Annotated in this window: 24 protein-coding genes; 20 read left to right on the top strand and 4 right to left on the bottom strand. The window is 68.4% G+C overall.

Features of this window, described 5'->3' with window-relative positions; all coding sequences use genetic code 11:
• Positions 1 to 51: 51 nt before the first annotated feature.
• Entirely contained in the window at positions 52 to 723 is a 672-nt protein-coding gene (locus AQJ67_RS31435; protein WP_062722719.1) for a response regulator, read from the bottom strand.
• 14 nt (positions 724 to 737) lie between these two features.
• Complete coding sequence (locus AQJ67_RS31430; protein ID WP_079056278.1) at positions 738 to 1769, bottom strand: RecB family exonuclease; 1032 nt, start codon at positions 1767 to 1769, stop codon at positions 738 to 740.
• Between the two features lie 175 nt (positions 1770 to 1944).
• Here AQJ67_RS31430 and AQJ67_RS31425 point away from each other — a divergent pair, with 175 nt between their 5' ends.
• The 3 genes from AQJ67_RS31425 to AQJ67_RS31415 all read left to right on the top strand — a co-directional run bounded on the left by AQJ67_RS31425 (position 1945) and on the right by AQJ67_RS31415 (position 5404).
• Positions 1945 to 3594 (top strand): site-2 protease family protein, encoded by a 1650-nt coding sequence (locus AQJ67_RS31425; RefSeq protein ID WP_062722717.1) that lies wholly within the window; start codon positions 1945 to 1947, stop codon positions 3592 to 3594.
• 57 nt (positions 3595 to 3651) lie between these two features.
• The gene (locus AQJ67_RS31420; RefSeq protein WP_062722716.1) at positions 3652 to 4554 is read left to right on the top strand and encodes a tRNA (adenine-N1)-methyltransferase; all 903 of its coding nucleotides are present in this window, start codon (positions 3652 to 3654) and stop codon (positions 4552 to 4554) included.
• 268 nt (positions 4555 to 4822) lie between these two features.
• Complete coding sequence (locus AQJ67_RS31415) at positions 4823 to 5404, top strand: hypothetical protein (protein ID WP_062722715.1); 582 nt, start codon at positions 4823 to 4825, stop codon at positions 5402 to 5404.
• A 58-nt stretch (positions 5405 to 5462) separates the two neighbouring features.
• On the opposite strand, the gene AQJ67_RS31410 is transcribed toward AQJ67_RS31415, so the two are convergent.
• Positions 5463 to 5768: a ferredoxin gene (locus AQJ67_RS31410; protein ID WP_062722714.1), complete on the bottom strand. Its 306-nt coding sequence runs from the start codon at positions 5766 to 5768 to the stop codon at positions 5463 to 5465.
• A 247-nt stretch (positions 5769 to 6015) separates the two neighbouring features.
• Here AQJ67_RS31410 and arc point away from each other — a divergent pair, with 247 nt between their 5' ends.
• The 6 genes from arc (at position 6016) to prcA (ending at position 12240) form a co-directional block, all read left to right on the top strand.
• Entirely contained in the window at positions 6016 to 7782 is a 1767-nt protein-coding gene (arc, locus tag AQJ67_RS31405; RefSeq protein ID WP_062722713.1) for a proteasome ATPase, read from the top strand.
• 244 nt (positions 7783 to 8026) lie between these two features.
• Positions 8027 to 9538 carry a depupylase/deamidase Dop gene (gene dop, locus AQJ67_RS31400; RefSeq protein ID WP_341846178.1) on the top strand — a complete coding sequence of 504 codons (1512 nt, stop codon included), beginning with the start codon at positions 8027 to 8029 and terminating at the stop codon, positions 9536 to 9538.
• Positions 9539 to 9737: 199 nt separating this feature from the next.
• Complete coding sequence (locus AQJ67_RS31395) at positions 9738 to 9956, top strand: ubiquitin-like protein Pup (protein WP_062722796.1); 219 nt, start codon at positions 9738 to 9740, stop codon at positions 9954 to 9956.
• A gap of 43 nt (positions 9957 to 9999) precedes the next feature.
• Positions 10000 to 10611: an endonuclease VII domain-containing protein gene (locus tag AQJ67_RS45805; protein WP_079056276.1), complete on the top strand. Its 612-nt coding sequence runs from the start codon at positions 10000 to 10002 to the stop codon at positions 10609 to 10611.
• Positions 10563 to 11408: a proteasome subunit beta gene (gene prcB, locus AQJ67_RS31390; protein WP_062722711.1), complete on the top strand. Its 846-nt coding sequence runs from the start codon at positions 10563 to 10565 to the stop codon at positions 11406 to 11408. Before AQJ67_RS45805 ends, prcB begins: the two co-directional genes overlap by 49 nt.
• Before the next feature lie 61 nt (positions 11409 to 11469).
• Complete coding sequence (gene prcA / locus AQJ67_RS31385; RefSeq protein WP_062722710.1) at positions 11470 to 12240, top strand: proteasome subunit alpha; 771 nt, start codon at positions 11470 to 11472, stop codon at positions 12238 to 12240.
• Between the two features lie 73 nt (positions 12241 to 12313).
• Here the strand turns inward: prcA and AQJ67_RS31380 are convergent, their stop codons facing one another.
• Positions 12314 to 13330 (bottom strand): LacI family DNA-binding transcriptional regulator, encoded by a 1017-nt coding sequence (locus tag AQJ67_RS31380; protein WP_062722709.1) that lies wholly within the window; start codon positions 13328 to 13330, stop codon positions 12314 to 12316.
• A 98-nt stretch (positions 13331 to 13428) separates the two neighbouring features.
• Between AQJ67_RS31380 and AQJ67_RS31375 the strand changes: the two genes are divergently transcribed.
• The 11 genes from AQJ67_RS31375 (at position 13429) to AQJ67_RS31325 (ending at position 24860) form a co-directional block, all read left to right on the top strand.
• Positions 13429 to 14688: an MFS transporter gene (locus AQJ67_RS31375; RefSeq protein ID WP_062722708.1), complete on the top strand. Its 1260-nt coding sequence runs from the start codon at positions 13429 to 13431 to the stop codon at positions 14686 to 14688.
• Between the two features lie 9 nt (positions 14689 to 14697).
• Positions 14698 to 16059 carry a Pup--protein ligase gene (gene pafA / locus AQJ67_RS31370; protein ID WP_028801611.1) on the top strand — a complete coding sequence of 454 codons (1362 nt, stop codon included), beginning with the start codon at positions 14698 to 14700 and terminating at the stop codon, positions 16057 to 16059.
• Positions 16060 to 16187: 128 nt separating this feature from the next.
• On the top strand, positions 16188 to 17192 hold the full coding sequence (locus AQJ67_RS31365; RefSeq protein WP_062722707.1) for an FKBP-type peptidyl-prolyl cis-trans isomerase: 1005 nt from the start codon (positions 16188 to 16190) through the stop codon (positions 17190 to 17192).
• A 58-nt stretch (positions 17193 to 17250) separates the two neighbouring features.
• Positions 17251 to 17622 carry an FKBP-type peptidyl-prolyl cis-trans isomerase gene (locus AQJ67_RS31360; RefSeq protein ID WP_030053355.1) on the top strand — a complete coding sequence of 124 codons (372 nt, stop codon included), beginning with the start codon at positions 17251 to 17253 and terminating at the stop codon, positions 17620 to 17622.
• A gap of 171 nt (positions 17623 to 17793) precedes the next feature.
• Positions 17794 to 18747, top strand: a complete 954-nt coding sequence (locus AQJ67_RS31355) for a helix-turn-helix transcriptional regulator (protein WP_062722706.1) — start codon at positions 17794 to 17796, stop codon at positions 18745 to 18747.
• Positions 18748 to 18766: 19 nt separating this feature from the next.
• Positions 18767 to 19795 (top strand): helix-turn-helix transcriptional regulator, encoded by a 1029-nt coding sequence (locus tag AQJ67_RS31350; RefSeq protein ID WP_062722705.1) that lies wholly within the window; start codon positions 18767 to 18769, stop codon positions 19793 to 19795.
• Between the two features lie 69 nt (positions 19796 to 19864).
• Positions 19865 to 20158: a CpXC domain-containing protein gene (locus AQJ67_RS31345; protein ID WP_062722704.1), complete on the top strand. Its 294-nt coding sequence runs from the start codon at positions 19865 to 19867 to the stop codon at positions 20156 to 20158.
• A gap of 20 nt (positions 20159 to 20178) precedes the next feature.
• Entirely contained in the window at positions 20179 to 20373 is a 195-nt protein-coding gene (locus AQJ67_RS31340; RefSeq protein ID WP_030053360.1) for a hypothetical protein, read from the top strand.
• 257 nt (positions 20374 to 20630) lie between these two features.
• Positions 20631 to 20918, top strand: a complete 288-nt coding sequence (tatA, locus tag AQJ67_RS31335) for a Sec-independent protein translocase subunit TatA (protein ID WP_062722703.1) — start codon at positions 20631 to 20633, stop codon at positions 20916 to 20918.
• A gap of 92 nt (positions 20919 to 21010) precedes the next feature.
• Entirely contained in the window at positions 21011 to 21892 is an 882-nt protein-coding gene (tatC, locus tag AQJ67_RS31330; protein WP_062722795.1) for a twin-arginine translocase subunit TatC, read from the top strand.
• 115 nt (positions 21893 to 22007) lie between these two features.
• Positions 22008 to 24860: a DEAD/DEAH box helicase gene (locus tag AQJ67_RS31325; protein ID WP_062722702.1), complete on the top strand. Its 2853-nt coding sequence runs from the start codon at positions 22008 to 22010 to the stop codon at positions 24858 to 24860.
• Positions 24861 to 24961: the final 101 nt, after the last annotated feature.

Here is a 24961-nt window from a genome sequence, read left to right as displayed (position 1 = left end):
AGGGCGCCCCTTCTCACCAGGGGCGCCCTCCGCGTGCGTCAAGACACGCTCCTACTGGGCGCCGGGACGCACCAGCCCGCTCTCGTACGCGTACACCGCGGCCTGCACCCGGTCCCGCAGCCCCAGCTTGGTGAGCACATGCCCCACATGCGTCTTCACCGTGGTCTCGCTGACGAACAGATCCGCGGCGATCTCCGCGTTCGACAGACCCCGCGCCACCAGCTTCAGCACCTCCACCTCACGATCGGTGAGCGTGTGCAGCGTGTCCGGAACCGGCTCGTCACCCGACGGCAGATGCGTCGCGTACTTGTCCAGCAGCCGACGCGTGATGCTCGGCGCGAGCATCGCCTCCCCGGCCGCGACCACACGGATCGCCTGCACCAGCTCATTGGCCGGGGCGTCCTTCAGCAGAAAACCGCTGGCCCCCGCCTTCAACGCCTCCACCACATACTCGTCGAGATCGAACGTCGTCAGCACCAGCACCTTCGCCGGGCCGTCCCGCCCGGGCCCGGTGATCTGCCGGGTCGCCTCGACCCCGTCCATCCGGGGCATACGGATGTCCATCAGAACCACGTCGGGCTGCAGGGCCCGCACCTGGTCGAGAGCCTGAAGGCCGTCGCCGGCCTCGCCCACGACCGCGATGTCCTGCTCCGCCTCCAGAATCATCCGGAAGCCGGTACGCAGCAGCGGCTGGTCGTCGACCAGTAGGACGCGGATGGCCACGTAAGTCTCCTTCGCTAGTCCGGCCCCATTCTGCCCTGCGGGCCACCACCGGACTCGCCCGCCCTGACCGGCAACGGATAGGGCGGGGGAGTGCCGCCGAATTCCGGGCAGTGCGCCTGGTGATCGCACCAGCCGCACAGCTTCGTCGGCCGCGGCCGCCACACCCCCGTCTCCGTCGCCTCCCGGATCGCCTCCCACAGCGCCAGCAGCTTGCGCTCGACCCGCTCCAGATCGGCGAGGACGGGGTCGTACGTCAACACGTCCCCACTGCCGAGATAGACGAGCTGAAGCCGCCGCGGCACCACCCGCTTCAACCGCCACACGACGAGCGCGTAGAACTTCATCTGGAACAGCGCGCCCTCGGAGTACTCGGGCCGGGGCGCCTTGCCGGTCTTGTAGTCGACGATCCGCACCTCACCCGTCGGCGCCACGTCGACCCGGTCGATGATGCCGCGCAACCGCAGCCCCGAATCCAGCTCGGCCTCCACGAACAGCTCACGCTCGGCGGGCTCCAGCCGGGTCGGATCCTCCAGCCCGAACCACCGCTCGACAAGCCGCTCCGCCTCACCCAACCACGCCGCCAGCCGCTCACCCTCCGGATCGTCCGCGAACAGCTCCACGACCTCCGGCCTGCTCTCCCGCAGCCGGTCCCACTGCCCCGGAATCAGCGACTTCGCACGCGGCGCCGTCCGCTCGGCCGCCGGGGCGTCGAAGAGCCGCTCCAGCACCGCGTGCACCAACGTGCCCTTCGTCGCCGCCGCACTCGGCTTCTCCGGCAGCCGGTCGATCACCCGGAACCGGTACAGCAGCGGGCACTGCATGAAGTCACTCGCACGCGAAGGAGACAGCGACGTAGGCGGTATGACACGGACGACAGCGGCCTCATCACCCGCCGCGACCGCCCCCGCACCCGTCGCAGCCGCACCCGCCCCGACCGCAGCCACCGCAGTACCGTCCGCCGCCGGGGACTCGTCCACCACCGGCCCGGTCGCAGGCGCGCCATCACCGCCGCAGTCCGTCGCGGCACCCTCCGTGCTCGTCTCCATGCCCACAGACCTTACGGCCCGCCACTGACAGTGACCCAGCCGCGGCCGTTACGGCCGGGACAGCCGGGGAAACAGAGAGGGGTGCCGGGGCGGAACACGCCGCGACGGCCGCATACCATCGACCCAGACCCATCCGCCCGGCAGGCGCGGACGACGCTTCGAACGAGGGGACACCGTGGACGAGAGCGGCGGGAGCGGGCAGCCGCGGTCCGGCACCGACGAGTCGACCGAGCGCCGATCGACCGAGCGCCGAACAGACCGTACGGCCCCGGCCACCGACCCCGCACGCCCCGACCCGACCCCGGCCGCCGAACCGTCCCCGGACACCCGGCCCTTGGACACCGACCGGGACGACACCGAGTCCCCGGCCCCCCAGCCGCCGCTCCCCGCCGAAAACCGCCCCCAGGACGAGCCGCCCCAGGCCCCGGACGGCGACGCCGCGACCACCGACGGCGAGGCCCCACAGCAAGAGCGAGGCGCTCCCGCCGACGACTCCCAGGCCCCGCCGAACACCGGCGACACCCCTCCCGGCCCCACCACACCGGCGCCGCCCCAGCCCGAAACCCAGCAGCCCCCCACCCCGCCCTACCCCCACCACACCGCCGACCCCGACACCCACGACCGCACCCTCGCCCACTCAGGCACCACAAAGCCCCAGCCACCCCAGCGCCAGGAACCCCGAGGCGGCCTCCTCATGGGACGCCCCTTCGGCGTCCCCGTGTACGTCGCCCCCAGCTGGTTCCTCGTCGCCGCCCTCATCACCTGGGTCTTCGGCGGACAGCTCGACCGCGTCCTGCCCGAGCTCGGCGCCGCCCGCTACCTCGTCTCCCTCTTCTTCGCCGTCGCCTTCTACGCCTCCGTCCTCGTCCACGAACTCGCGCACACCGTCGCCGCACTCCGCTTCAAGCTCCCCGTGCGCCGCATCCAGCTCCAGTTCTTCGGCGGAGTCTCCGAAATCGAGAAAGAAGCCGAGACACCCGGCCGCGAATTCGTCCTCGCCTTCGTCGGACCCCTGCTCTCCCTCGTCCTCGCCGGCGTCTTCTACGCCGCCATGCAGCCCGTCGAACCCGGCACCGTCCCCGGCGTCCTCCTGGCCGGCCTGATGATCTCCAACCTCATCGTCGCCGCCTTCAACCTGCTCCCCGGACTCCCCCTCGACGGCGGCCGCATGCTCCGCGCCATCGTCTGGAAGATCACCGGCAAACCCATGACCGGCACCATCGCCGCCGCCTGGGTCGGCCGCGCCCTCGCCGTCTCCGTCCTCATCGGCCTGCCCTGGCTCACCCAGTCCGGCGCCCTCGGCTCCGACGCCGTCGACAACGTCGGCATGGACACCGTCATGGACGCCCTGCTCGCCGCCATCCTCGCCGCGATCATCTGGACCGGCGCCGGCAACAGCCTGCGCATGGCCCGCCTGCGCGAACACCTCCCCGAACTGCGCGCCCGCACCCTCACCCGCCGCGCCGTCCCCGTCGAAACCGACACCCCCCTCTCCGAAGCCCTGCGCCGCGCCAACGCCGCCGGAGCCCGCGCCCTCGTCGTCGTCGACGCCGACGGCAACCCCCTCTCCCTCGTCCGCGAGGCCGCCATCGTCGGCGTACCCGAACACCGCCGCCCCTGGGTTCCCGTCAGCGGCCTCGCCCAGGACCTCACCGACGGCATGCGCGTCTCCGCCGAACTCGCCGGAGAAGACCTCCTGGACGCCCTCAGAGCCGCCCCCGCGACCGAGTACCTGGTCGTCGAGGAAACCGGCGAGATCTACGGCGTCCTGTCCGCCGCCGACGTCGAGCGCGCCTTCGTCAAAGCCATGGCAAGGCCCGCCTGAGCGCTCCCCGCCCCCTCAGTGGCCAAGCCCCCGGCAGGAAACCGGTAGGCTGTTCACATGTCCGAACCGACCGGTGCCGCCCGCAGGCGCGGGCCCTTCAAGGTCGGGGACCAGGTTCAGCTGACCGACCCCAAGGGCCGCCACTACACGTTCACGCTCGAAGCCGGGAAGAACTTCCACACCCACAAGGGTTCCTTCCCGCACGACGAACTGATCGGCGCACCCGAGGGCAGCGTTGTCCGCACCACCGGTAACGTCGCCTACCTCGCGCTGCGCCCCCTGCTCCCCGACTACGTCCTGTCCATGCCCCGCGGGGCAGCCGTCGTCTACCCGAAGGACGCGGGACAGATCCTCGCCTTCGCCGACATCTTCCCCGGCGCACGCGTCGTCGAGGCGGGCGTCGGGTCCGGCTCGCTCAGCAGCTTCCTGCTGCGCGCCATCGGCGACCAGGGCATGCTGCACTCCTACGAGCGCCGCGAGGACTTCGCCGACATCGCCAAGCAGAACGTCGAGCGCTACTTCGGCGGCCCCCACCCCGCCTGGCAGCTCACCGTCGGCGACCTCCAGGACAACCTGTCCGACACCGAGGTCGACCGCGTCATCCTCGACATGCTCGCCCCCTGGGAATGCCTGGAGGCCGTCTCCAAGGCCCTCGTCCCCGGCGGCATCGTCTGCTGCTACGTCGCCACCACCACCCAGCTCGCCCGGACCGTCGAGTCCATCCGCGAGATCGGCTGCTTCAACGAGCCGAGCGCCTGGGAGTCGATGATCCGCAACTGGCACATCGAAGGCCTCGCCGTCCGCCCCGACCACCGCATGATCGGCCACACCGGCTTCCTGCTCACCGCCCGCCGCCTCGCCGACGGAGTCGAACCCCCCATGCGCCGCCGACGCCCCGCCAAGGGCGCCTACGGCGAGGACTACGAAGGCCCCAACGCCGCCGGCGGCTCCGGCCGCTGACCCAGCCCCACACCGCGAACAACGCACAAGCGCTGTGGTCGAGTTCCCCGAACACCACCGGGAACTCGACCACAGCGCCTTTCTGTTGACACCCGACGCCGACAACCCGCAAATCCGAACGTCGCACAACACCCCGCACGCCCCCCGCGCACCCCCGGCCACCGCACACCGGCACCCAAACTCCACACCCCGCCGTTCCCCCGCACTGTGACGTGTGGCACCATGCTGGCCACCCCCACCGGCACAGCCCTCACAGGAGACGCTCCTAGTGCAGCAACCCGCCGTCCCGGAACTGGCACACACCCACACCCGCCCCATCCACTGGCTCGCCACCGCCACAGCGGTCGCCGGCGTCGTGGCCCTGTCCTCGGTCCTCCAACCCAACTCGGCCACAGCCGCCCAGAGCGCCCCCGGCCCGGAGACCAAACACGCCACCGCCGCCCTCGCACCCCCCGACCCGGCCGGCGTCGACCTCCCGCTCGAATGCGGGCCGGTCAAGGCGATCGTCGTGAAGAAAGCCACCGGAGACCTCGACGGCGACGGCAACCCCGAAACCGTGGCCGTCGTGCACTGCGACGCCCCCATGGGCACCCCGCCCGACGGCCTCTACGTCCTCACCCGAGCCACCGAGACGACCGCACCCCGCATCGTCGCCACCCTCGTCGACCCCAAGGACAGCACCACCGTCAGTGACATCACCGTCCGCGACGGAGCCGTCATCGCCGACCTGCTCAGCTACTCCTCCGACGACGTACCCCGCTGCTGCCCCGACCTGAAGAACACCGCGAAATGGCAGTGGAAGAACGGCACGTTCGCCCGCTCGACACCCGCCGGAGCACACAGCGTCTGACCCACGCCACCAACCCGTGTGAGAAATCAGACAGTCGTAACACCCCGTACACGCAAGGTCACTCGGCGTCCGGACCGAACACCTCGACCTTGTCCGAAACGCGACGCACATGGATGCACTCGCCCGGACACTCCTTCGCCGAATCCACCACATCCGTGAGAAGCGGCAACGGCACGGGCGTTGTCGCCCCCTCCACCTGCAACAGCTCCTCGTCGGCGCCCTTCACATACGCCAGACCGTCGATGTCCAGCTCGAACACCTCAGGCGCGTACTGCGCACAGATACCGTCACCGGTACACAGAGCCTGGTCGATCCAGACCTCCAGCGCCACGCCATCGACCCCGGCCGCCTGCTCCACGCTCATCTCTCCTGCCATCCGCTTAACGTCGAGCCGGACGGGAATCCGGCCAGCTCTGACGGGTGTTGAACGCTTCGAGCCTACCCGCGGCGGCTTCCCAATCATGTTCGGTGGGTATTCCCCTGGCGTGAGGGAGAGCGCAAGGGTGAAGATCGGACACACCCCGACAGTCTTTGTGATCTAGGGGTTTCAATCGACACCCACCCAGGTAGGGTCTGGAAGCGTCCAGCTCCCCTTGGAGGAGGTGAGGACCGTGGCAGCCCACGACGACGACATGAACCGCGGCATCCGCCCGGGACGAGGGTCCGACGACCCGGCCGGGCAGATCGCCTACCTTGAGCAGGAGATCGCCGTCCTGCGACGCAAGCTCGCCGACTCTCCGCGGCACACGAGGATTCTCGAAGAGCGGATCGTCGAGCTGCAGACAAACCTGGCCGGCGTCTCCGCGCAGAACGAGCGACTCGCCAACACGCTCCGTGAGGCCCGCGACCAGATCGTGGCCCTCAAGGAAGAAGTCGACCGGCTCGCACAGCCACCGGCCGGCTTCGGTGTCTTCCTGCAAGCCAACGAGGACGGCACAGCCGACATCTTCACCGGAGGACGCAAACTCCGCGTGAACGTCAGCCCGAGCGTCGAACTCGACGACCTCAGGCGCGGCCAGGAACTGATGCTCAACGAAGCACTCAACGTGGTCGAAGCCATGGAGTACGAGAGCGTCGGCGACATCGTCACCCTCAAGGAGATCCTCGAGGACGGCGAGCGCGCCCTGGTAGTGGGGCACACCGACGAGGAACGGGTGGTACGGCTCGCCGAGCCGCTGCTGGACGTCACCATCCGACCCGGCGACGCCCTCCTGCTCGAACCCCGCTCCGGCTACGTCTACGAGGTCGTCCCCAAGAGCGAGGTCGAAGAACTCGTCCTCGAAGAGGTCCCCGACATCGGCTACGAGCAGATCGGCGGCCTCGGCGGCCAGATCGAAATGATCCGCGACGCCGTCGAGCTCCCCTACCTCTACCCCGACCTGTTCAAGGAGCACGAACTGCGCCCACCCAAGGGCGTCCTGCTCTACGGCCCCCCCGGATGCGGCAAGACACTCATCGCCAAGGCCGTCGCCAACTCGCTGGCCAAAAAGGTCGCCGAAGTCACCGGCCAAGCCCAGGGCAAGAGCTTCTTCCTCAACATCAAGGGCCCCGAGCTCCTCAACAAGTACGTCGGCGAGACAGAGCGACAGATCCGCCTCGTCTTCCAGCGCGCACGGGAAAAGGCCAGCGAAGGCACCCCCGTGATCGTCTTCTTCGACGAAATGGAATCCCTCTTCCGCACCCGCGGCTCCGGCGTCAGCTCCGACGTGGAAAACACCATCGTCCCGCAGCTCCTCGCCGAGATCGACGGCGTCGAAGGCCTGCAGAACGTGGTCGTCATCGGCGCCTCCAACCGCGAGGACATGATCGACCCCGCCATCCTGCGCCCCGGCCGACTCGACGTGAAGATCAAAATCGAACGTCCGGACGCAGAAGCCGCCAAGGACATCTTCGGCAAGTACCTCACAGAACGCCTCCCCCTGCACTCCGAAGACCTCGGAGAACACGGAGGCAGCAAGACGACCACGGTCCAGAGCATGATCCAGACCGCCGTCGAGCAGATGTACGCCGAATCCGAGGAAAACCGCTTCCTGGAAGTGACCTACGCCAACGGCGACAAGGAAGTCCTCTACTTCAAGGACTTCAACTCCGGCGCCATGATCGAAAACATCGTCGGCCGCGCCAAGAAAATGGCGATCAAGGACTTCCTCGAACACAACCAGAAGGGCCTCCGCGTCTCCCACCTCCTCCAGGCCTGCGTGGACGAGTTCAAGGAGAACGAAGACCTCCCCAACACCACCAACCCCGACGACTGGGCCCGCATCTCCGGAAAGAAGGGCGAACGGATCGTCTACATCCGCACCCTCATCACCGGAAAGCAGGGCGCAGACACCGGACGCTCCATCGACACGGTGGCAAACACCGGTCAGTACCTGTAAAACACAGGGCGGCTGCGGGTGCCCCCACCGGGTACCCGCAGCCCACTGTTTTTACGGCCACAGCCGGCACCAACGCGAGCAACGCAATGACGCAAATGATCTCCCCACCAGCGCAAAGGCGTTCTAGGCTCTTCCATACCGCCGAGTCGCGCAGTGCGGGGACGGGCACCGCACACGCACCGGAGCGCCAGCGGTACTTGAGCGGCACCCCCGACCGAGGGCGCCGCCGGGCAAGGAGGGCCGCATGACCGTACGGCGAGTAATGGGCATCGAGACGGAGTACGGGATCTCCGTCCCCGGCCACCCCAACGCCAATGCCATGCTCACCTCATCCCAGATCGTCAACGCCTACGCGGCGGCGATGCACCGGGCCCGACGAGCCCGCTGGGACTTCGAGGAGGAGAACCCGCTGCGCGACGCGCGAGGCTTCGACCTCGCCCGCGAGGCCGCCGACTCCAGCCAGCTCACCGACGAGGACATCGGCCTCGCCAACGTCATCCTCACCAACGGAGCACGCCTCTACGTCGACCACGCACACCCCGAATACAGCGCCCCCGAGGTCACCAACCCACGCGACGCCGTCCTCTGGGACAAAGCCGGCGAACGCATCATGGCCGAAGCCGCCGAACGCGCCGCCCAGCTCCCCGGCGCCCAGCCCATCCACCTCTACAAGAACAACACCGACAACAAGGGCGCCTCCTACGGCACGCACGAGAACTACCTCATGAAGCGGGAAACCCCCTTCTCCGACATCGTGCGCCACCTCACCCCCTTCTTCGTCTCCCGCCAGGTCGTCACCGGCGCCGGCCGCGTCGGCATCGGCCAGGACGGCCACGAACACGGCTTCCAGCTCAGCCAGCGAGCCGACTACTTCGAGGTCGAGGTGGGCCTCGAGACGACCCTCAAGCGCCCCATCATCAACACCCGCGACGAGCCGCACGCCGACGCCGAGAAATACCGCCGCCTCCACGTGATCATCGGCGACGCCAACCTGTCGGAAATCTCGACCTACCTGAAACTCGGCACCACGGCCCTCGTCCTCTCCATGATCGAAGACGGCTTCATCGCCGTCGACCTCGCCGTCGACCAACCCGTCCGCACCCTCCACCAGGTCTCCCACGACCCGACACTCCAACGGCTCATCACGCTCCGCAGCGGCCGCACACTCACCGCGGTCCAGCTCCAAATGGAGTACTACGAGCTGTCCCGCAAATACGTGGAAGAGCGCTTCGGCGCCGACGCCGACGAACAGACCAAGGACGTCCTGTCCCGCTGGGAAGACACCCTGAACCGCCTGGAGCGGGACCCCATGAGCCTCGCCGGCGAACTCGACTGGGTCGCCAAACGCGAACTCATGGAAGGCTACCGACGCCGCGACGACCTCGACTGGGACGCCGCCAAACTCCACCTCCTCGACCTCCAGTACGCCGACGTACGCCCCGAAAAAGGCCTCTACAACCGCCTCGCCGCCCGAGGCCGCATGAAGCGCCTCATGGCCGACGAAGCCGTCGAGCGAGCCAAGACCACACCCCCGGAGGACACCCGCGCCTACTTCCGCGGCCGCTGCCTGGAGCAGTACGCCGACGACGTCGCCGCCGCCTCCTGGGACTCGGTCATCTTCGACCTCCCCGGCCGCGACTCCCTCCAACGCGTTCCAACCCTCGAACCCCTTCGCGGAACGCGAAATCACGTCAAGGAGCTCCTGGACCGCTGTCGCACGGCGGAAGACCTGGTCAGGGTCCTGTCAGGCGGCTGAGGGGTACACAGACCACATCGACCGGACGTCGGCCGAACAGGGTGGAAAACCCGGCGTCCGGGAATCATCGAGATGGCCCCCGTACGTTGCCGAAACTGCGGGGCCGATGTCAGACCCGGCTTGTAGGGTCTGATCATCACCGATCGGCAGGAAAGCCGACCTGCCGACCATGTCGGGCGAACTGAGCGGGGTGAGGGATATGGCAACCAAGGACACCGGCGGCGGACAGCAGAAGGCCACGCGCTCTACCGAGGAGGTCGAGGAGCAGGCGACTGAGGCGCAGGCTTCTGAGGACCTCAAGGAGCGGCAGGAGAAGCTGAGCGACGACGTCGACTCGGTTCTGGACGAGATTGACGACGTACTCGAGGAAAATGCCGAGGATTTCGTGCGTTCATTCGTCCAAAAGGGTGGGCAGTAAAGGAACTCAAACCGCTTCGCCTTCGGATTGAAGGTTGCGGGGGATGAGGGTGACTGGGGATCCGAGCGCGAAGCAATGCACGGGCTGCAAGCGAGACTTGCCTCCTGAGGCATTCGCACGAGACAGGAACCGCCGTGACGGCCTTCAGGTGCGGTGCCGGGAGTGTGTAGCGGAGTACAGCGCTGCGCACTACCGGCGCCGCCGGGAAGCCGTGGGGAAGTCGCTTCGGGAGAAGGTGGACGTACCGGCCGGGCATAAGCTCTGCCGGACATGCGGTGAGATCAAGCCGCACAGTGAGTGGCATCGCAACGCCACTGCATCCGATGGCCTGTCGACGCGGTGCAAGGCGTGCCGGTCCATCCAGGGGCGACAGGACCATCTGAAGCGGCAGTACGGCCTCACGGAAGCCGAGCGCGACGAGTTGGTCGCCTCTCAAGGGGGCGTCTGCTGCATATGTTTGGCGGCTCTCCCCGAGCATGTGGATCACTGCCACGAGACGGGTAGGGTCCGTGGCGTACTGTGCTTCAGCTGCAACGCCGCACTGGGGCAGTTCAAGGATCGGCCCGACGTCATAAGGCGGGCTGCTGCTTACGTGGAAGGAATCGCGTGGAAGCCAACACTCGTAGCACCGGGCGTCTACCAGCTGCCTTCCTGACGCCTGGGTCGTCCTCGTTCATGGACTTTCTCTCGGAGCACCAGCCGGAGATGCTGCCCGGTAACCGTCAACTCCCGCCGACGCAGGGTGTGATCGAGGCGCCGCACGGCACGACGATCGTGGCGGTGACGTTCCCTGGTGGTGTCGTCCTCGCCGGTGACCGGCGGGCGACGATGGGGAACGTGATCGCGCAGCGGGACATCGAGAAGGTGTTCCCTGCCGACGAGTACTCGGCCGTGGGTATCGCGGGTACCGCCGGCCTGGCGGTCGAGATGGTGAAGCTGTTCCAGTTGGAGCTGGAGCACTTCGAGAAGGTCGAGGGTGCGCAGCTGTCCCTGGAGGGCAAGGCGAACCGGTTGTCGACCATGATCCGGTCGAACCTCGGGATGGCTATGCAGGGGCTGGCCGTCGTTCCGCTCTTCGCCGGCTATGACGTCGATCGGGACAAGGGGCGGATCTTCTCCTACGACGTGACGGGTGGTCGGTCGGAGGAGCAGGGTTACGCCGCGACCGGTTCTGGTTCGATCTTCGCGCGTGGGGCGATGAAGAAGCTGTTCCGTGCTGACCTCACCGAGGCCGAGGCCACGACGCTGGTGGTGCAGGCCTTGTATGACGCGGCTGACGACGATTCGGCGACCGGTGGTCCCGATGTCGCCCGCCGGATCTATCCGATCGTCACGGTGATCACCGAGGATGGTTTCCGCCGGCTCGGCGACGAGGAGTCGTCCGAGATCGCTCGTTCCATTCTGGAGCGGCGTCTGGAGCAGCCTGACGGCCCGCGGGCCGCGCTGCTGTAGCGGCGGGGTTCGGTCTTTTCTAGGTGATCCTGTGACTTCGACAGAAAGGGACGGATAACCGGTGTCGACGCCGTTCTATGTCTCCCCCCAGCAGGCCATGGCCGACCGGGCGGAGTATGCCCGTAAGGGCATCGCGCGTGGTCGCAGCCTGGTTGTGCTGCAGTATGCCGATGGCATCGTGTTCGTCGGTGAGAACCCGTCCCGTGCGTTGCACAAGTTCAGTGAGATCTATGACCGGATCGGTTTTGCGGCCGCCGGTAAGTACAACGAGTACGAGAATCTGCGGATCGGTGGGGTGCGGTATGCCGATCTTCGTGGTTACACCTATGACCGTGATGATGTGACGGCTCGTGGTCTGGCGAACGTGTATGCGCAGACGCTGGGCACGATCTTCTCTTCGGCGGCGGAGAAGCCGTATGAGGTGGAGCTGGTTGTCGCGGAGGTGGGTGAGACGCCTGAGGGTGACCAGATCTATCGCTTGCCGCATGACGGTTCGATCGTGGATGAGCACGGTTCGGTGGCGGTCGGTGGTAATGCCGAGCTGATCAGTAATTTCCTTGATCAGCGGCATCAGGACGGTATGAGCCTCGCCGAGGCGCTGGCTCTGGCTGTCCAGGCTCTGTCGCGCGAGTCGAACGGCACGCAGCGGGAGATTCCGGCGGAGCGTCTGGAGGTCGCGGTGCTGGACCGTACGCGTCCGCAGTCGCGGAAGTTCAAGCGCATCGTCGGTCGTCAGCTGGCGCGGTTGCTGGAGGCGAACGGTGCGTCCACCGAGGCTGAGAGTGCCGACGACGGGGAGGACTCGCAGGAGTCCGGTAGTTCCGAGGAGTAGTCCCGCCTCGCTGCGTCTCGCCTGTGCCCCGGCCGGATCTCTCGGTCGGGGCACAGGGCGTTCCTGGCGGGCCTTACGGCGCGCTGGGTGGCGCTGTGGAGCCTCGTACGACGAGCTCGACCGGAATGTCGCTCCCCTCGGGTTGGCGGCCTTCGAGGACGGCCAGGAGGGCTTGCATGCCGCGTTCTCCGAAGAGCTCGGCGTCGAGTCGGACGGTGGTGAGTTCGGGGTCGATGGCGGTGGCGAGGGCGAGGTCGTCGAGGCCGGTGACGGAGAGGTCGTCGGGGATGCGCAGGCCGAGGCGGCGGGCGGCTTTGTAGGCGCCGGCGGCGAGTTTGTCGTCGTCGCAGATGACGGCGGTGGGGCGGGGGCCCGGGGCGGAGAGGGCGGTTTCGGCGGCGGTGCGGGCGTCGTCGATGGAGATGGGTGCGCCGGCGGTGATCAGGGAGGTGCCGGGGACTTGTGCGAGTCGTGCGGCGAGTTCGTGGGCGCGTACTTCGAAGGTCCAGGAGGCGATGTCGGCGGCGAGGTGGAGGAAGCGGCGGTGGCCGAGGGTCAGTAGGTGGTCGGTGACCTGGCGGATGCCGTCGGTGATGTCGAGGTTGACGGTGGCGGCGCCGTGGCTGCCTGTGGGGTCGCTGTCGAGCATGACGAGGGGGAGCTGGTCGCCTCGGATGGCGGTGAGGGCGTCGGCGGCCATGGAGGAGGCGATGACGCCGTCGAGGGCGGCTTGGGCGGAGGCGAAGGGGTCGCGGGCGGGGCCGATGCCTTCGGGGGAGGGGTAGAGGACGACGCCGAAGCCGTGTTGTGCGGCGATGCGGGCGGCGCCGGTGTACACGCCGGCGAAGAATTCGGTGGTGAGGGCGGGGACGACGAGCAGGACGGTGCGTGTGTGGCCGAGGCGGAGGTTGCGGGCGGCGAGGTTGGGGCGGTAGCCGAGGTCGCGGGCGGCTTGGCGGACGCGTTCGGCGGTGGTTTCGGAGACTCGGCCGCGCCATTTGTCGCCGAGTACGAGGGATACCGCGGCCTGGGAGACGCCTGCTGCTTGGGCTACGTCTCGGCTGGTGGGGCGGGTGCTGCCGGGTGCCACCGTCCGCCTGCTCCTTCGTCTGGACTCGTGAACAGCGCACATGGTACGTATGACGGAGGAAGTTATACGTAAAACTTACGCGAAGGGCGGCGCGGCTGATGACCGGCGCATACCTGGAGGTGCTCAGGGCGAGGCATGCCGCCCGGCTGCTCGTCGGCACGTTGACAGGCAGGCTGCCGAACGCGGTGGCGGCGCTGGCGATCGTGCTGTTCGTGCGCGCGGAGGGGGGTTCGTACAGTCTGGCCGGGGGGTTGGCGGCGGTGTACGGGGTCGCCAACGCGGTGGGGCAGCCGGTGCTGGGGCGGCTGGTGGATCTGTACGGGCAGCCGCGGGTGCAGTTGCCGGCGGCGGTGGCTTCGGCTGTGGCGATGGCCGGGTTCGCGTTCGTGGGGACGGGGTCGCTGCCGCTGGCGTATGCGGCTGTGGCGGCCTCGGGGCTGTTCACGCCGCCGTTGGAGGGTGGTCTGCGGGCGTTGTGGTCGTCGGTTCTCCACAAGGAGGGCCAGGTGCACACGGCGTATGCGATGGACGCGGTGGCGCAGGAGGTCATGTTCACGATCGGCCCGTTGCTGCTGACGCTGTGTGCGTCGTTGTGGTCGGCGCAGGCGGCGCTGCTGGTGCTGAATGTGATCGGGGTGCTGGGTGCGCTGTCGGTGGTGGTGTCGCCGCCGTCGCGGGCGTGGCGTTCGGAGCCGCGTGAGGCGCACTGGCTGGGGGCGCTGCGTTCGTCGGGGCTGCTGGCGCTGCTGGCCGCGTTCTTGTTCATCGGGATGGCGCTGGGGTCGATCGCGGTGGCGGCGGTGTCGTACGCGGACGACCACGGCGGTGATGTGGTCTACGGCTGGCTGATGGCGGGCGTGGGGCTGGGTGCGCTGGTCGGTGGTGTGGTGTACGGGGCGCGGCAGTGGGCCGGTGAGCCGGCGCGGCGGCTGCGGTGGCTGGTGGCGTTTCTGGCGGTGTGTTATCTGCCGTTGATGCTGATGCCGGGTGTGGTGGCGATGACGTTGCTGGCGGTGGTGGCGGGGGTGTTCCTGGCGCCGTGTATCGCTTGTGCGTTCGTGCTGGTGGACCGGCATGCGCCGCGGGGGACGGTCACCGAGGCGTTCTCGTGGCTGGTGACGACGTTCACTGTGGGCGCGTCGGTGGGAACGGGCCTGGCGGGGCCGGTCGTCGAGGCGGGCGGGGCGCTGTGGGGGTTTGCCGTGCCGGGTGCGGCGGGGGCGGTGTCGTTGCTGGTCCTGCTGGCCACGGGGCGGGTCCTCGCAGCTCCCGCCAGGGGTGCGGTGGTTGCGGCTTCATCGGAAAATGATCCAAACCGTGCTGTCGAACCCCGTTTCAGCTCGGGGGATCGGGCGTAATGTTCAGTCATGGACCGCCGCATTTTCGGGCTGGAGAACGAGTACGGCGTCACGTGCACGTTCAGGGGACAGCGCCGCCTGTCGCCTGACGAGGTGGCGCGGTACCTCTTCCGCCGTGTCGTGTCATGGGGCCGTAGCAGCAATGTCTTTCTGCGGAACGGCGCCCGCCTGTATCTCGACGTGGGTTCGCATCCGGAATACGCGACACCGGAATGTGACAACGTGACCGAACTGGTCACCCACGACAAAGCGGGCGAGCGCATTCTCGAAGGACTCCTGGTGGACGCGGAACGACGCCTGCACGAGGAGGGAATCGCGGGCGACGTCTACCTCTTCAAGAACAACACCGACTCGGCGGGCAACTCGTACGGGTGCCACGAGAACTATCTGGTGGCACGCCACGGCGAGTTCTCCCGGCTCGCGGACATTCTCATCCCGTTCCTGGTCACCCGGCAGTTGCTGTGCGGCGCCGGGAAGGTGCTCCAGACGCCGCGTGGCGCGGTGTACTGCGTCAGTCAGCGGGCGGAGCACATCTGGGAGGGCGTCTCCTCGGCGACGACGCGTTCCCGGCCGATCATCAACACGCGTGACGAGCCGCACGCGGATGCCGAGCGCTACCGTCGTCTGCATGTGATCGTGGGCGACTCGAACATGTCCGAGACGACCATGCTGCTGAAGGTCGGCGCGACCGATCTGGTGCTGCGCATGATCGAGGCGGGCACGGTGATGCGGGATCTGACCCTGGAGAACCCGATCCGGGCGATCCGCGAGGTCAGCCATGACATCACCGGTCGTCGCAAGGTGCGTCTGGCCAGTGGCCGGGAGGCGTCGGCGCTGGAGGTGCAGCGCGAGTACTACGAGAAGGCCGTGGACTTCTGTGAGCGCCGCGGTATTCGTACGGGCACGGTCGAGCAGGTGCTGGAGCTGTGGGGCCGCACGCTGGACGCGATCGAGGCGGAGGACCTCGACCGGATCGGTACCGAGATCGACTGGGTCATGAAGTACAAGCTGATCGAGCGGTACCGGGCCAAGCACAACATGACCATGTCGCATCCGCGGGTCGCGCAGATAGACCTCGCGTACCACGACATCCACCGTCGTCGGGGTCTGTACTACCTGCTGGAGAAGAAGGGGCAAGCCGCCCGTATCTGCAACGACTTGAAGATCTTCGAAGGCAAGTCGGTTCCGCCGCAGACCACTCGGGCCCGGTTGCGCGGTGATTTCATTCGCCGCGCTCAGGAACAGCGTCGGGACTTCACCGTCGACTGGGTTCATCTCAAGCTGAACGACCAGGCGCAGCGGACGGTCTTGTGCAAGGACCCGTTCCGTTCGGTGGACGATCGGGTGGAGAAACTCATCGCCGGTATGTGAGCGTCGGGTTCCGGCAGGTTTTCCGGAACGCAACGCGGGCGCCGTACGTTTCCCGTACGGCGCCCTTCTCACGCCGTAGAGTTGCGCGCACGCCATCCACAAGATCGACCGATTACGAGGCTCTCACCGTGCGCCGACGCTCGCTTCTCATCGCCGTACCCGCAGGAATGGTCACGCTCGCCGCATGCGGCGATGACAAGGACGACAAGGCGAGTGACAGTGCGTCGCCCTCGGCTCCGGCGACGTCAGCGGTTCCGGCGCCGAAGATCGTGGATGGTCCGTTGCCGGCGATCACCGCGGGTACGAAGTTCGGGGAGAAGCCGACGGTCGCCAAGGGCAGTGGGGATCCGTCGAAGGACCTGGCGGTGAAGACGGTCATCGCGGGCAACGGCAAGACGGTGGCGGAGAACGACTTCGTCGTGGCGAACTATCTCGGGCAGATCTGGGCCACCGGCAAGCCCTTCGACAACTCCTACGACAAGAAGAAGCCGCTGCTCATCCAGCTCGCCGAGGGCAGTGTCATCGCTGGCTGGCGGTACGGACTGGCGGGGCGCAAGGCGGGCAGCCGCGTCCAGATGGCGATCCCGCCGACCTGGGGTTACGGCCCGCAGGGCAACCCGGACGCGGGGATCAAGGGGACCGACACGCTGGTCTTCGTCATCGATGTCCTGGAGGCGTTCAACGCCAAGAGTTCGGCGAAGGGCGAGACCGTCGCCCAGGACGACGTCGATCTGCCGAAGGTGGGCACGAACACCGACGGCAAGGCGCCTTCCCTGACCGTTCCCAAGACGGACGCGCCGAAGAAGCTGGTGACGGCCTATGTCCTGGAGGGCGACGGTGCCGAGGTCAAGGCGGAGCAGACCGTCCTGTGCCAGTTCAAGGGCGTGGTCTGGGACAGCGGCAAGGAGTTCGAGTCGAGCTACCGGCAGGGACAGCTGAGTCAGTTCGCGCTGCCTCAGATGGAGCAGGTCGTGAAGGGCCTGGCGCAGGGTTTGGTCGGGAAGAAGGTGGGCAGCCGGGTGCTGGTCGTCGTACCTCCGGACCTGGCCTACGGAGACACCCCGCCGAGTGGCGGCGTCATCAAGAAGGGCTCCACGCTGGTCTTCTCGGTCGACATCCTGGCGGCGATGTAGCCCGGTCCGGATGTAAGACTGTGCTGTTGCCTTTCCACCACAAGCAGGAGCGTAAGACGTGAGCATCGACAAGCCCGAGATCGACTTCCCGGGCGGCGAGCCCCCGGCGGACCTCGAGATCAAGGACATCTGGGAGGGCGACGGCGCGGTTGCGCAGGCGGGTCAGACCGTCACCGTGCACTACGTGGGTGTCGCCTTCAGCACGGGCGAGGAGTTCGACGCCAGCTGGAACCGCGGTACGCCGTTCCGTTTCCCGCTGGGTGGCGGTCGTGTCATCAAGGGCTGGGACCAGGGCGTGCAGGGCATGAAGGTCGGTGGCCGCCGTCAGCTGACCATCCCGGCCCACCTCGCCTACGGCAACCAGAGCCCGACTCCGGCGATCAAGCCCGGCGAGACCCTGATCTTCGTGGTCGACCTGCTCGGCGTCTGATCGTCGTGTCCCGCGGTCGCTTCCGATCGGCGTACGGCTGATCGGCGTACGACCGGACCCGACTGCGTGGGGCCCATGCCTGTCCGGGCATGGGCCCTCGGCTTTTGCCAGGCCACCGCGGAGCGGTACGGTCATCGTCCGTAAGCACCATAGGGAAGGCGAAGGGCGTCGATGGCCATTGCCAAGGCCGAGCGGCTCATGAACCTGGCGCTGTGTCTGCTCGGGACGCGGCGGCCGCTGAGCAAGCGCGAGCTGCGTGAGTCCATCGAGGCCTATCTGGAGGCCGGCTCCGACGACTCCTTCAACCGGATGTTCGAGCGCGACAAGGACGACCTGCGCGAGCTCGGCCTGGTCATCGAGACCGTGGAGAACCTGGACGGCGAGGTCGGCTATCTGGCCCGCCGGGACAGCAACCGGCTGCCGCCCATCACGCTGGACGCCGAGGAGGCCGCAGCGCTGGGGCTGGCCGCGAAGGTGTGGCAGCAGGTCCGGCTCGCGGGCGCGGCCAGCGGCGCCCTGCAGAAGCTGCGCGCGGCCGGGCTGCCCGAGGACGTCGACCCGTACGAGGCGCACGGCGCGCTGGAGCCCCGGATCCCGGTGCACGAGGCCGCGTTCGAGCCGCTGATGCTGGCCTGCCGCGACCGCCGTCCCGTCCTCTTCGACTACCGCAAGGCCACCGCCGCCCGGCCCGAACCCCGGCATGTCGAGCCATGGGCGCTGGAGTGCTGGCGCGGCCACTGGTATCTGGCGGGCTGGGACCGCGACCGTGGTGCCGAGCGGGTGTTCAGACTGTCCCGGATCACGGGCAAGGTGCGTTCGCGGGGCGCGCGGTTCACCGCTCCAATCCCTGATGTCGTCACCGTGCGGGAGACCGTGGCGAGTTGGGCGGGGGAGACCGCCGACCGCTCCGCGCTGATCCGGCTGCGCACGGACGCGGGCTACCCCCTTCGGGCGAAGGCCACGGCGGTGCGGGAACTCGGAGACGGCTGGGACGAGTTGGAGATTCCGTACGGCCACGGGCTTGACGCGTGGCTGGTGGAGTTCGGGCCGGATGTGGTGGTCCTGGAGCCCGCGGAGCTGCGGGCCGACGTGGTGGACCGGCTGCGTGCCGTGGCCAAGGGCTGAGGGGGAGCGGAGCGACACAGTGGCAGGCAAACCGGTTCGGCCCGTCAACGCCATCGACCAGACCCGGCGGATGCTCTCCCTGGTGACGTATCTGAGGGAGCGCCCCGGTGCCCGCGTCGAGGACGTCGCGCGTGCCTTCGGGATCTCCGAGGACGAGCTGGTCTCGGACCTCGACGTGCTGCCCATGTGCGGCACCAGCTTCCGCGGCGGCGACCTCCTCGACATCGACACCGACGGCGAGCGCATCTGGTGGCACAACCCGGCCGCCCTGGCGGCAGAGGCGGCCGAGCCGCTGCGGCTCGCCGCCGACGAGGCCACCGCGCTGCTGGTGGCCGCCCGGGCGGTGTCCACGCTGCCCGGGCTGCGCGAGAGCGACCGGCAGGCGCTGCTGCGGGCGACCGCCAAGGTGGAGACCGCGGCCGGGGAGGCGGCCGGCGCCAGCTCCCGGCTGTCGGTGACGTTCGAGGCCGAGGGCGGTGTCTTCGCCGACGTCGACCGGGCGATCTCCGAGCGGCGCCGGCTGTGGATCCGCTACTACTCGCCCGCGCGTGACGAGGTCACCGAGCGCGAGATCGACCCGATCCGCCTGGTCAGCGTCGGGCACACCTACGTCGAGGCCTGGTGCCGGCGCTCCGAGGCGCGCCGTACCTTCCGGCTCGACCGGGTCGCCGAGATCAAGATCCTGGACGAGCCGTCCGCGCCGCCCGAGATCGAGCTGCGGGATCTGTCGGAGGGGCTGGTGCAGCCCGCCGCTGAGGATCCCGAGGTCGTCGTCGAGGTCGGGCCGGGCGGCCGCTGGGTCGCCGAGTACTACCCGCACGACAGCGCCGATGAGCTGGCGGACGGCGGGCTGCGTATCACTCTGCGCACCCCCGACCCCGCGTCGCTGCGGCGCCTGGCGCTCAGACTCGGACGAGACGGCCGTATCGTCTCGCCGCCCGAGCTGGCCGACAGTGCCCGGCAGGCGGCCCGCGAGGCGCTGGCGGCGTACGACGGGGTCGAGGCGCACGGCGCTCACGGGGCGCACTCGGTGCCGGACGGGCAGTAGCACAGGCCTGGTGGGACGGGCGGCTCGGCAGTCAGTTGGACAAGTGGTGCGACAGGCGGGAGCAGGACTTTGAGCGAGTCGGCGACGTCCGGGGTGCGGGAGATGACGGTGGCGTCCGCGTTCGCCGGGATGAGAAGCGTCTCCCCGGTGGTGTTCAGGGCGGGCTGCCCGGACTGCCGGGGCCGTTTCGAACTCACCGCGAGCGACCTTCGACTCGCCATTGGCGCGACCAGCCGTACGACGTTCTACTCCTTCACCTGCCCCGAGTGCGGCGCGTCCGTCCGCAAGCCGGCGGGGGAGCGGATCGTCGAGCTGCTGACGGGCGGCGGGGTCAGCACCCTGCGGCTGCACTCCGCGCTGTAGGACGGTCTAGGCTCGGCGTCATGTTCTGGCCGATGTTCGCGGTAGCTGTGGGTTTTCTGGGTCTCGTGGTGCTCGGTGTGCTCGCCGTGCGGGTCTTCCTGGAGGCCCAGCGCCTCGGCCGACAGGTCACGGACTCCGCGCGACGCATCAGCAGGGCGGCTGAGGACCTGGAACGGGCGACCGCGAGCGCGGCACGGGCTGTGGACTCGCTGTAGTTCGCTCAAGGATTCGGTGTGAGAGCCGCGTCGCGTGCGTTTTGGGCCACTTCGCCCTGTCAACTTGCCGCCCCCGGCAGGTACGCTGCGGATTGCGGCCCGAGAGCGAGGCGCGGGTCCGCGGACTGGGAGTATGCACAGGGATTGTCTCGCGTTCACCCCTGAGCGTTACGATCCCTGGCAGCACGGTGGTCGGATGAATGTCCGACCTGCCGGGTAATCGGACCATGTCGCCTCGGTGAAGAAGGTATACAGCTATGGGTAGGCTCGGCCCCACCGAGATCATTCTGATCCTCGTAGTCATCATCCTGCTGTTCGGCGCCAAGAAGCTCCCGGACATGGCCCGTTCCCTCGGCAAGTCGGCCCGCATCCTCAAGAGCGAGGCCAAGGCGATGAAGGACGACGACAAGTCCGCCGCCCCCGCCGACCCGCCGAACAACACCGGCGACCAGCAGCCCCCCGCCCAGCGCATCATCCAGGCCGCCCCCGGCGACGCGACGAACGCTCGCCCGGTCAACGAGCCGACGGACACCACGAAGCGCTGACGCAGGGCCGGTGACCTCCGGCCCGCCGCACGAGATGGGAACGTGGGTTGCTGAAGTCTGCCCGCAAGAAGGAGAAGGATCCCGAGGGGCGGATGCCCCTCGTGGAACACCTTCGTGAGCTCCGCAACCGGCTCACCAAGGCTGTCATCGCGATCATCATCGTGATGATCGTGGCTGCGTTCTACAGCGAACAGCTCATGCAGTTCCTCGCCGACCCGGTGCCGAAGTGCGAGAACCTGGCGAACAGCGACGGCGGCAACTGCGCCATCGTGTCCTTCAACACGCTGACGTCGCCGTTCACCACGACGATCAAGGTGAGCCTCATGGCCGGCCTTGTCGTCTCCAGCCCCATGTGGCTCTACCAGCTGTGGGCCTTCATCGCGCCCGGACTGCACAAGAACGAGAAGAAGTACACGTACATCTTCGTCTCGGCCGCGGTTCCGCTGTTCGCGGGCGGCGCCTACCTGGCGTACGTCATCCTCCCGGTCAGCGTGAAGGTGCTGCTCAGTCTCACGCCCGGGGGATCGGCCAACATCCTCTCGCTGGACGAGGTCCTCGACTTCACCATCCGGATGGTGCTGATCTTCGGCCTTGCCTTCGAGCTGCCCCTGCTGCTCATCATGCTGAACATGGTCGGCATCGTCTCGGGCCGCCGCATGATCGGCTGGTGGCGCGGTGTCGTCATGGGGGTGTTCATCTTCGGCGCGGTCGCCACACCCACGACCGACCCCGTCGGAATGATGGCCCTCGCAGGCCCGATCATCGTCCTGTACTTCATCGCGGTCGCCATCTCCCTGCTCAACGACCGACGGCGCCGTCATAACAACCCCGACGCCGAGCTGGACGACGACGAGGCCTCCGACCTCGATCTGACCCCCGAGAGCATCGACGAGGTCGAGACCGTCTCCGCGAGCCGGGCGCTGCCCGAGCAGGCGAGCACGGAGCGGGTCAACGGCTACGACGACGTGACCTGAGCACAGCCGTCCTGAGACGGATGCGGCCGGGGCGCCTACGGGGCGCACCCGGCCGCTTTCGCTGTGCGGCCGTGAGCTGCGGGGATCCCGGGTCCGACGAGTGCCGATCCGGATAATGATCGTCCTGTTGTCAGTGGCGCCCGGTACGCTCGAAAGCACGATGACAGAGGACCTCTCACCGGCCGAGCGGTACGCGGCAGCACGCAGGCGCGCTGCCGAGCAGGCCACCGCGCTCGCCTCCTTCCGCGAGATGTACGACTTCGGCCTCGACCCCTTCCAGATCGAGGCCTGCCAGGCGCTCGAGGCGGGCAAGGGCGTTCTGGTGGCCGCGCCCACCGGCTCCGGCAAGACGATCGTCGGCGAGTTCGCCGTCCACCTCGCCCTGATGCAGGGCAAGAAGTGCTTCTACACGACACCCATCAAGGCGCTGTCGAACCAGAAGTACGCCGACCTGTGCCGCCGTTACGGCGACGGCGTGGTCGGTCTGCTCACCGGCGACAACAGCATCAACTCCGACGCCCCGGTGGTCGTGATGACGACCGAGGTCCTGCGGAACATGCTGTACGCCGGCTCGCAGACCCTCCTCGGCCTCGGCTATGTGGTCATGGACGAGGTGCACTACCTCTCCGACCGCTTCCGCGGCGCCGTATGGGAAGAGGTGATCATCCACCTCCCCGAGTCCGTCACCCTCGTCTCACTGTCGGCGACCGTGTCCAACGCCGAGGAGTTCGGCGACTGGCTCGACACCGTCCGCGGCGACACCGAGGTGATCGTCTCCGAGCACCGGCCCGTACCGCTGTTCCAGCACGTGCTCGCCGGACGTCGGATGTACGACCTGTTCGAGGAGGGCGAGGGCAGCAAGAAGGCCGTCAACCCCGACCTCATGCGGCTGGCCCGGATGGAGGCCACCCGGCCGTCGTACCAGGACCGCAGGCGTGGGCGTGCGATGCGGGAGGCCGATCGAGAGCGGGAGCGTAGACAGCGGTCCCGGGTGTGGACGCCGGGACGGCCCGAGGTCATCGAACGCCTCGACGCCGAGGGGCTGCTGCCCGCGATCACCTTCATCTTCAGCCGCGCCGCGTGCGAGGCCGCCGTACAGCAGTGCCTGTACGCCGGGCTCAGGCTGAACGACGACGAGGCGCGGGAGAAGGTGCGTGCCCTCGTGGAGGAGCGCACCGCCGCCATCCCCTCCGAGGACCTGCATGTACTCGGCTACTACGAGTGGCTGGAAGGTCTGGAGCGCGGTATAGCCGCACACCACGCGGGCATGCTGCCGACCTTCAAGGAGGTCGTCGAGGAGCTGTTCGTCCGAGGTCTGGTGAAGGCCGTGTTCGCCACCGAGACGCTGGCGCTGGGCATCAACATGCCCGCCCGGTCGGTGGTGTTGGAGAAGCTCGTCAAGTGGAACGGCGAGCAGCACGCCGACATCACCCCCGGCGAGTACACGCAGCTGACCGGCCGTGCGGGCCGCCGCGGCATCGATGTCGAGGGCCACGCCGTGGTGCTCTGGCAGCGCGGTTCCAGCCCCGAGCACCTCGCCGGGCTGGCCGGCACGCGCACGTACCCGCTGAAGTCCAGCTTCAAGCCGTCGTACAACATGGCGGTCAACCTGGTCGAGCAGTTCGGCCGGCACCGTTCGCGCGAACTGCTGGAGACGTCGTTCGCGCAGTTCCAGGCCGACAAGTCGGTCGTCGGGATCTCCCGGCAGGTGCAGCGCAACGAGGAGGGGCTGGAGGGCTACAAGGAGTCCATGACCTGCCACCTCGGGAACTTCGAGGAGTACGCGCGACTGCGCCGTGAACTCAAGGACCGCGAGACCGAGTTGGCCCGCGAGGGTGCGGCGCAGCGGCGTGCGGAGGCCGCGGTCGCGCTGGAGAAGCTCAAGCCGGGCGACGTCATCCATGTGCCGACGGGCAAGTACGCCGGCCTCGCGCTGGTGCTGGACCCCGGGCTGCCCGCCGGGCGGTCCAACGGCCACCGCGGCTTCGAGCACCACGACGGCCCGCGCCCGCTGGTCCTGACCGCGGAACGGCAGGTCAAGCGGCTGGCGTCGATGGACTTCCCGGTGCCCGTCGAGGCGTTGGAGCGGATGCGGATCCCCAAGTCCTTCAACCCGCGCTCCCCGCAGTCCCGTCGGGACCTCGCCTCCGCGCTGCGCACCAAGGCGGGGCACATCCCGCCGGAGCGGCACCGCAAGCGGCGCTCCCAGGCGGCGGACGACCGGGAGATCGCCCGCCTGCGCAAGGACATCCGCGCCCACCCCTGCCATGGCTGCAACGACCGTGAGGACCACGCCCGTTGGGCCGAGCGCTACCACCGGCTGCTGCGGGACACCTCGCAGCTGGAGCGTCGTATCGAAGGCCGTACGAACACGATCGCCCGTACGTTTGACCGCATCGTCGCGCTGCTGACCGAGCTGGACTATCTGCGCGGCGACGAGGTCACCGAGCACGGCAAGCGGCTCGCCCGGCTGTACGGCGAACTCGACCTGCTGGCCAGCGAGTGCCTGCGGGAACGGGTGTGGGAGGGCCTCGGCCCGGCCGAACTGGCCGCCTGCGTCTCGGCGTTGGTGTACGAGGCGCGGGTCGGGGACGACGCGATGGCCCCGAAGCTGCCGTCGGGCAAGGCTAAGGCCGCGCTCGGTGAGATGGTGCGGATCTGGGGGCGGCTCGACGCCCTTGAGGAGGACTTCCGGATCACGCAGAGCGAAGGGGTCGGGCAGCGTGAGCCGGATCTCGGGTTCGCCTGGGCCGCGTACATGTGGGCCAGCGGCTCGGGGCTCGACGAGGTGCTGCGTGAGGCGGAGATGCCGGCCGGGGACTTCGTGCGGTGGTGCAAGCAGGTGATCGATGTGCTGGGGCAGATCGCGGCGGCTTCTCCTGTGGAGGGCTCGACGGTGGCCAAGAGTGCGCGTAAGGCTGTTGAGGGGTTGCTGCGGGGGGTTGTCGCCTATTCGTCGGTGGGGTGAGGGGTTCGTGGGCGGGTGCGGGTTCGTTGGGGCTGGGCGCGCCCACGCGGCGGAGCCGCACATCGATACAGCCCCGCGCCCCTGGGTAGCCGCACCCACCG

The organism is Streptomyces caeruleatus, assembly GCF_001514235.1.
GTDB classification, from domain to species: domain Bacteria; phylum Actinomycetota; class Actinomycetes; order Streptomycetales; family Streptomycetaceae; genus Streptomyces; species Streptomyces caeruleatus.
This window is presented reverse-complemented; position numbering and strand designations above follow the sequence as displayed.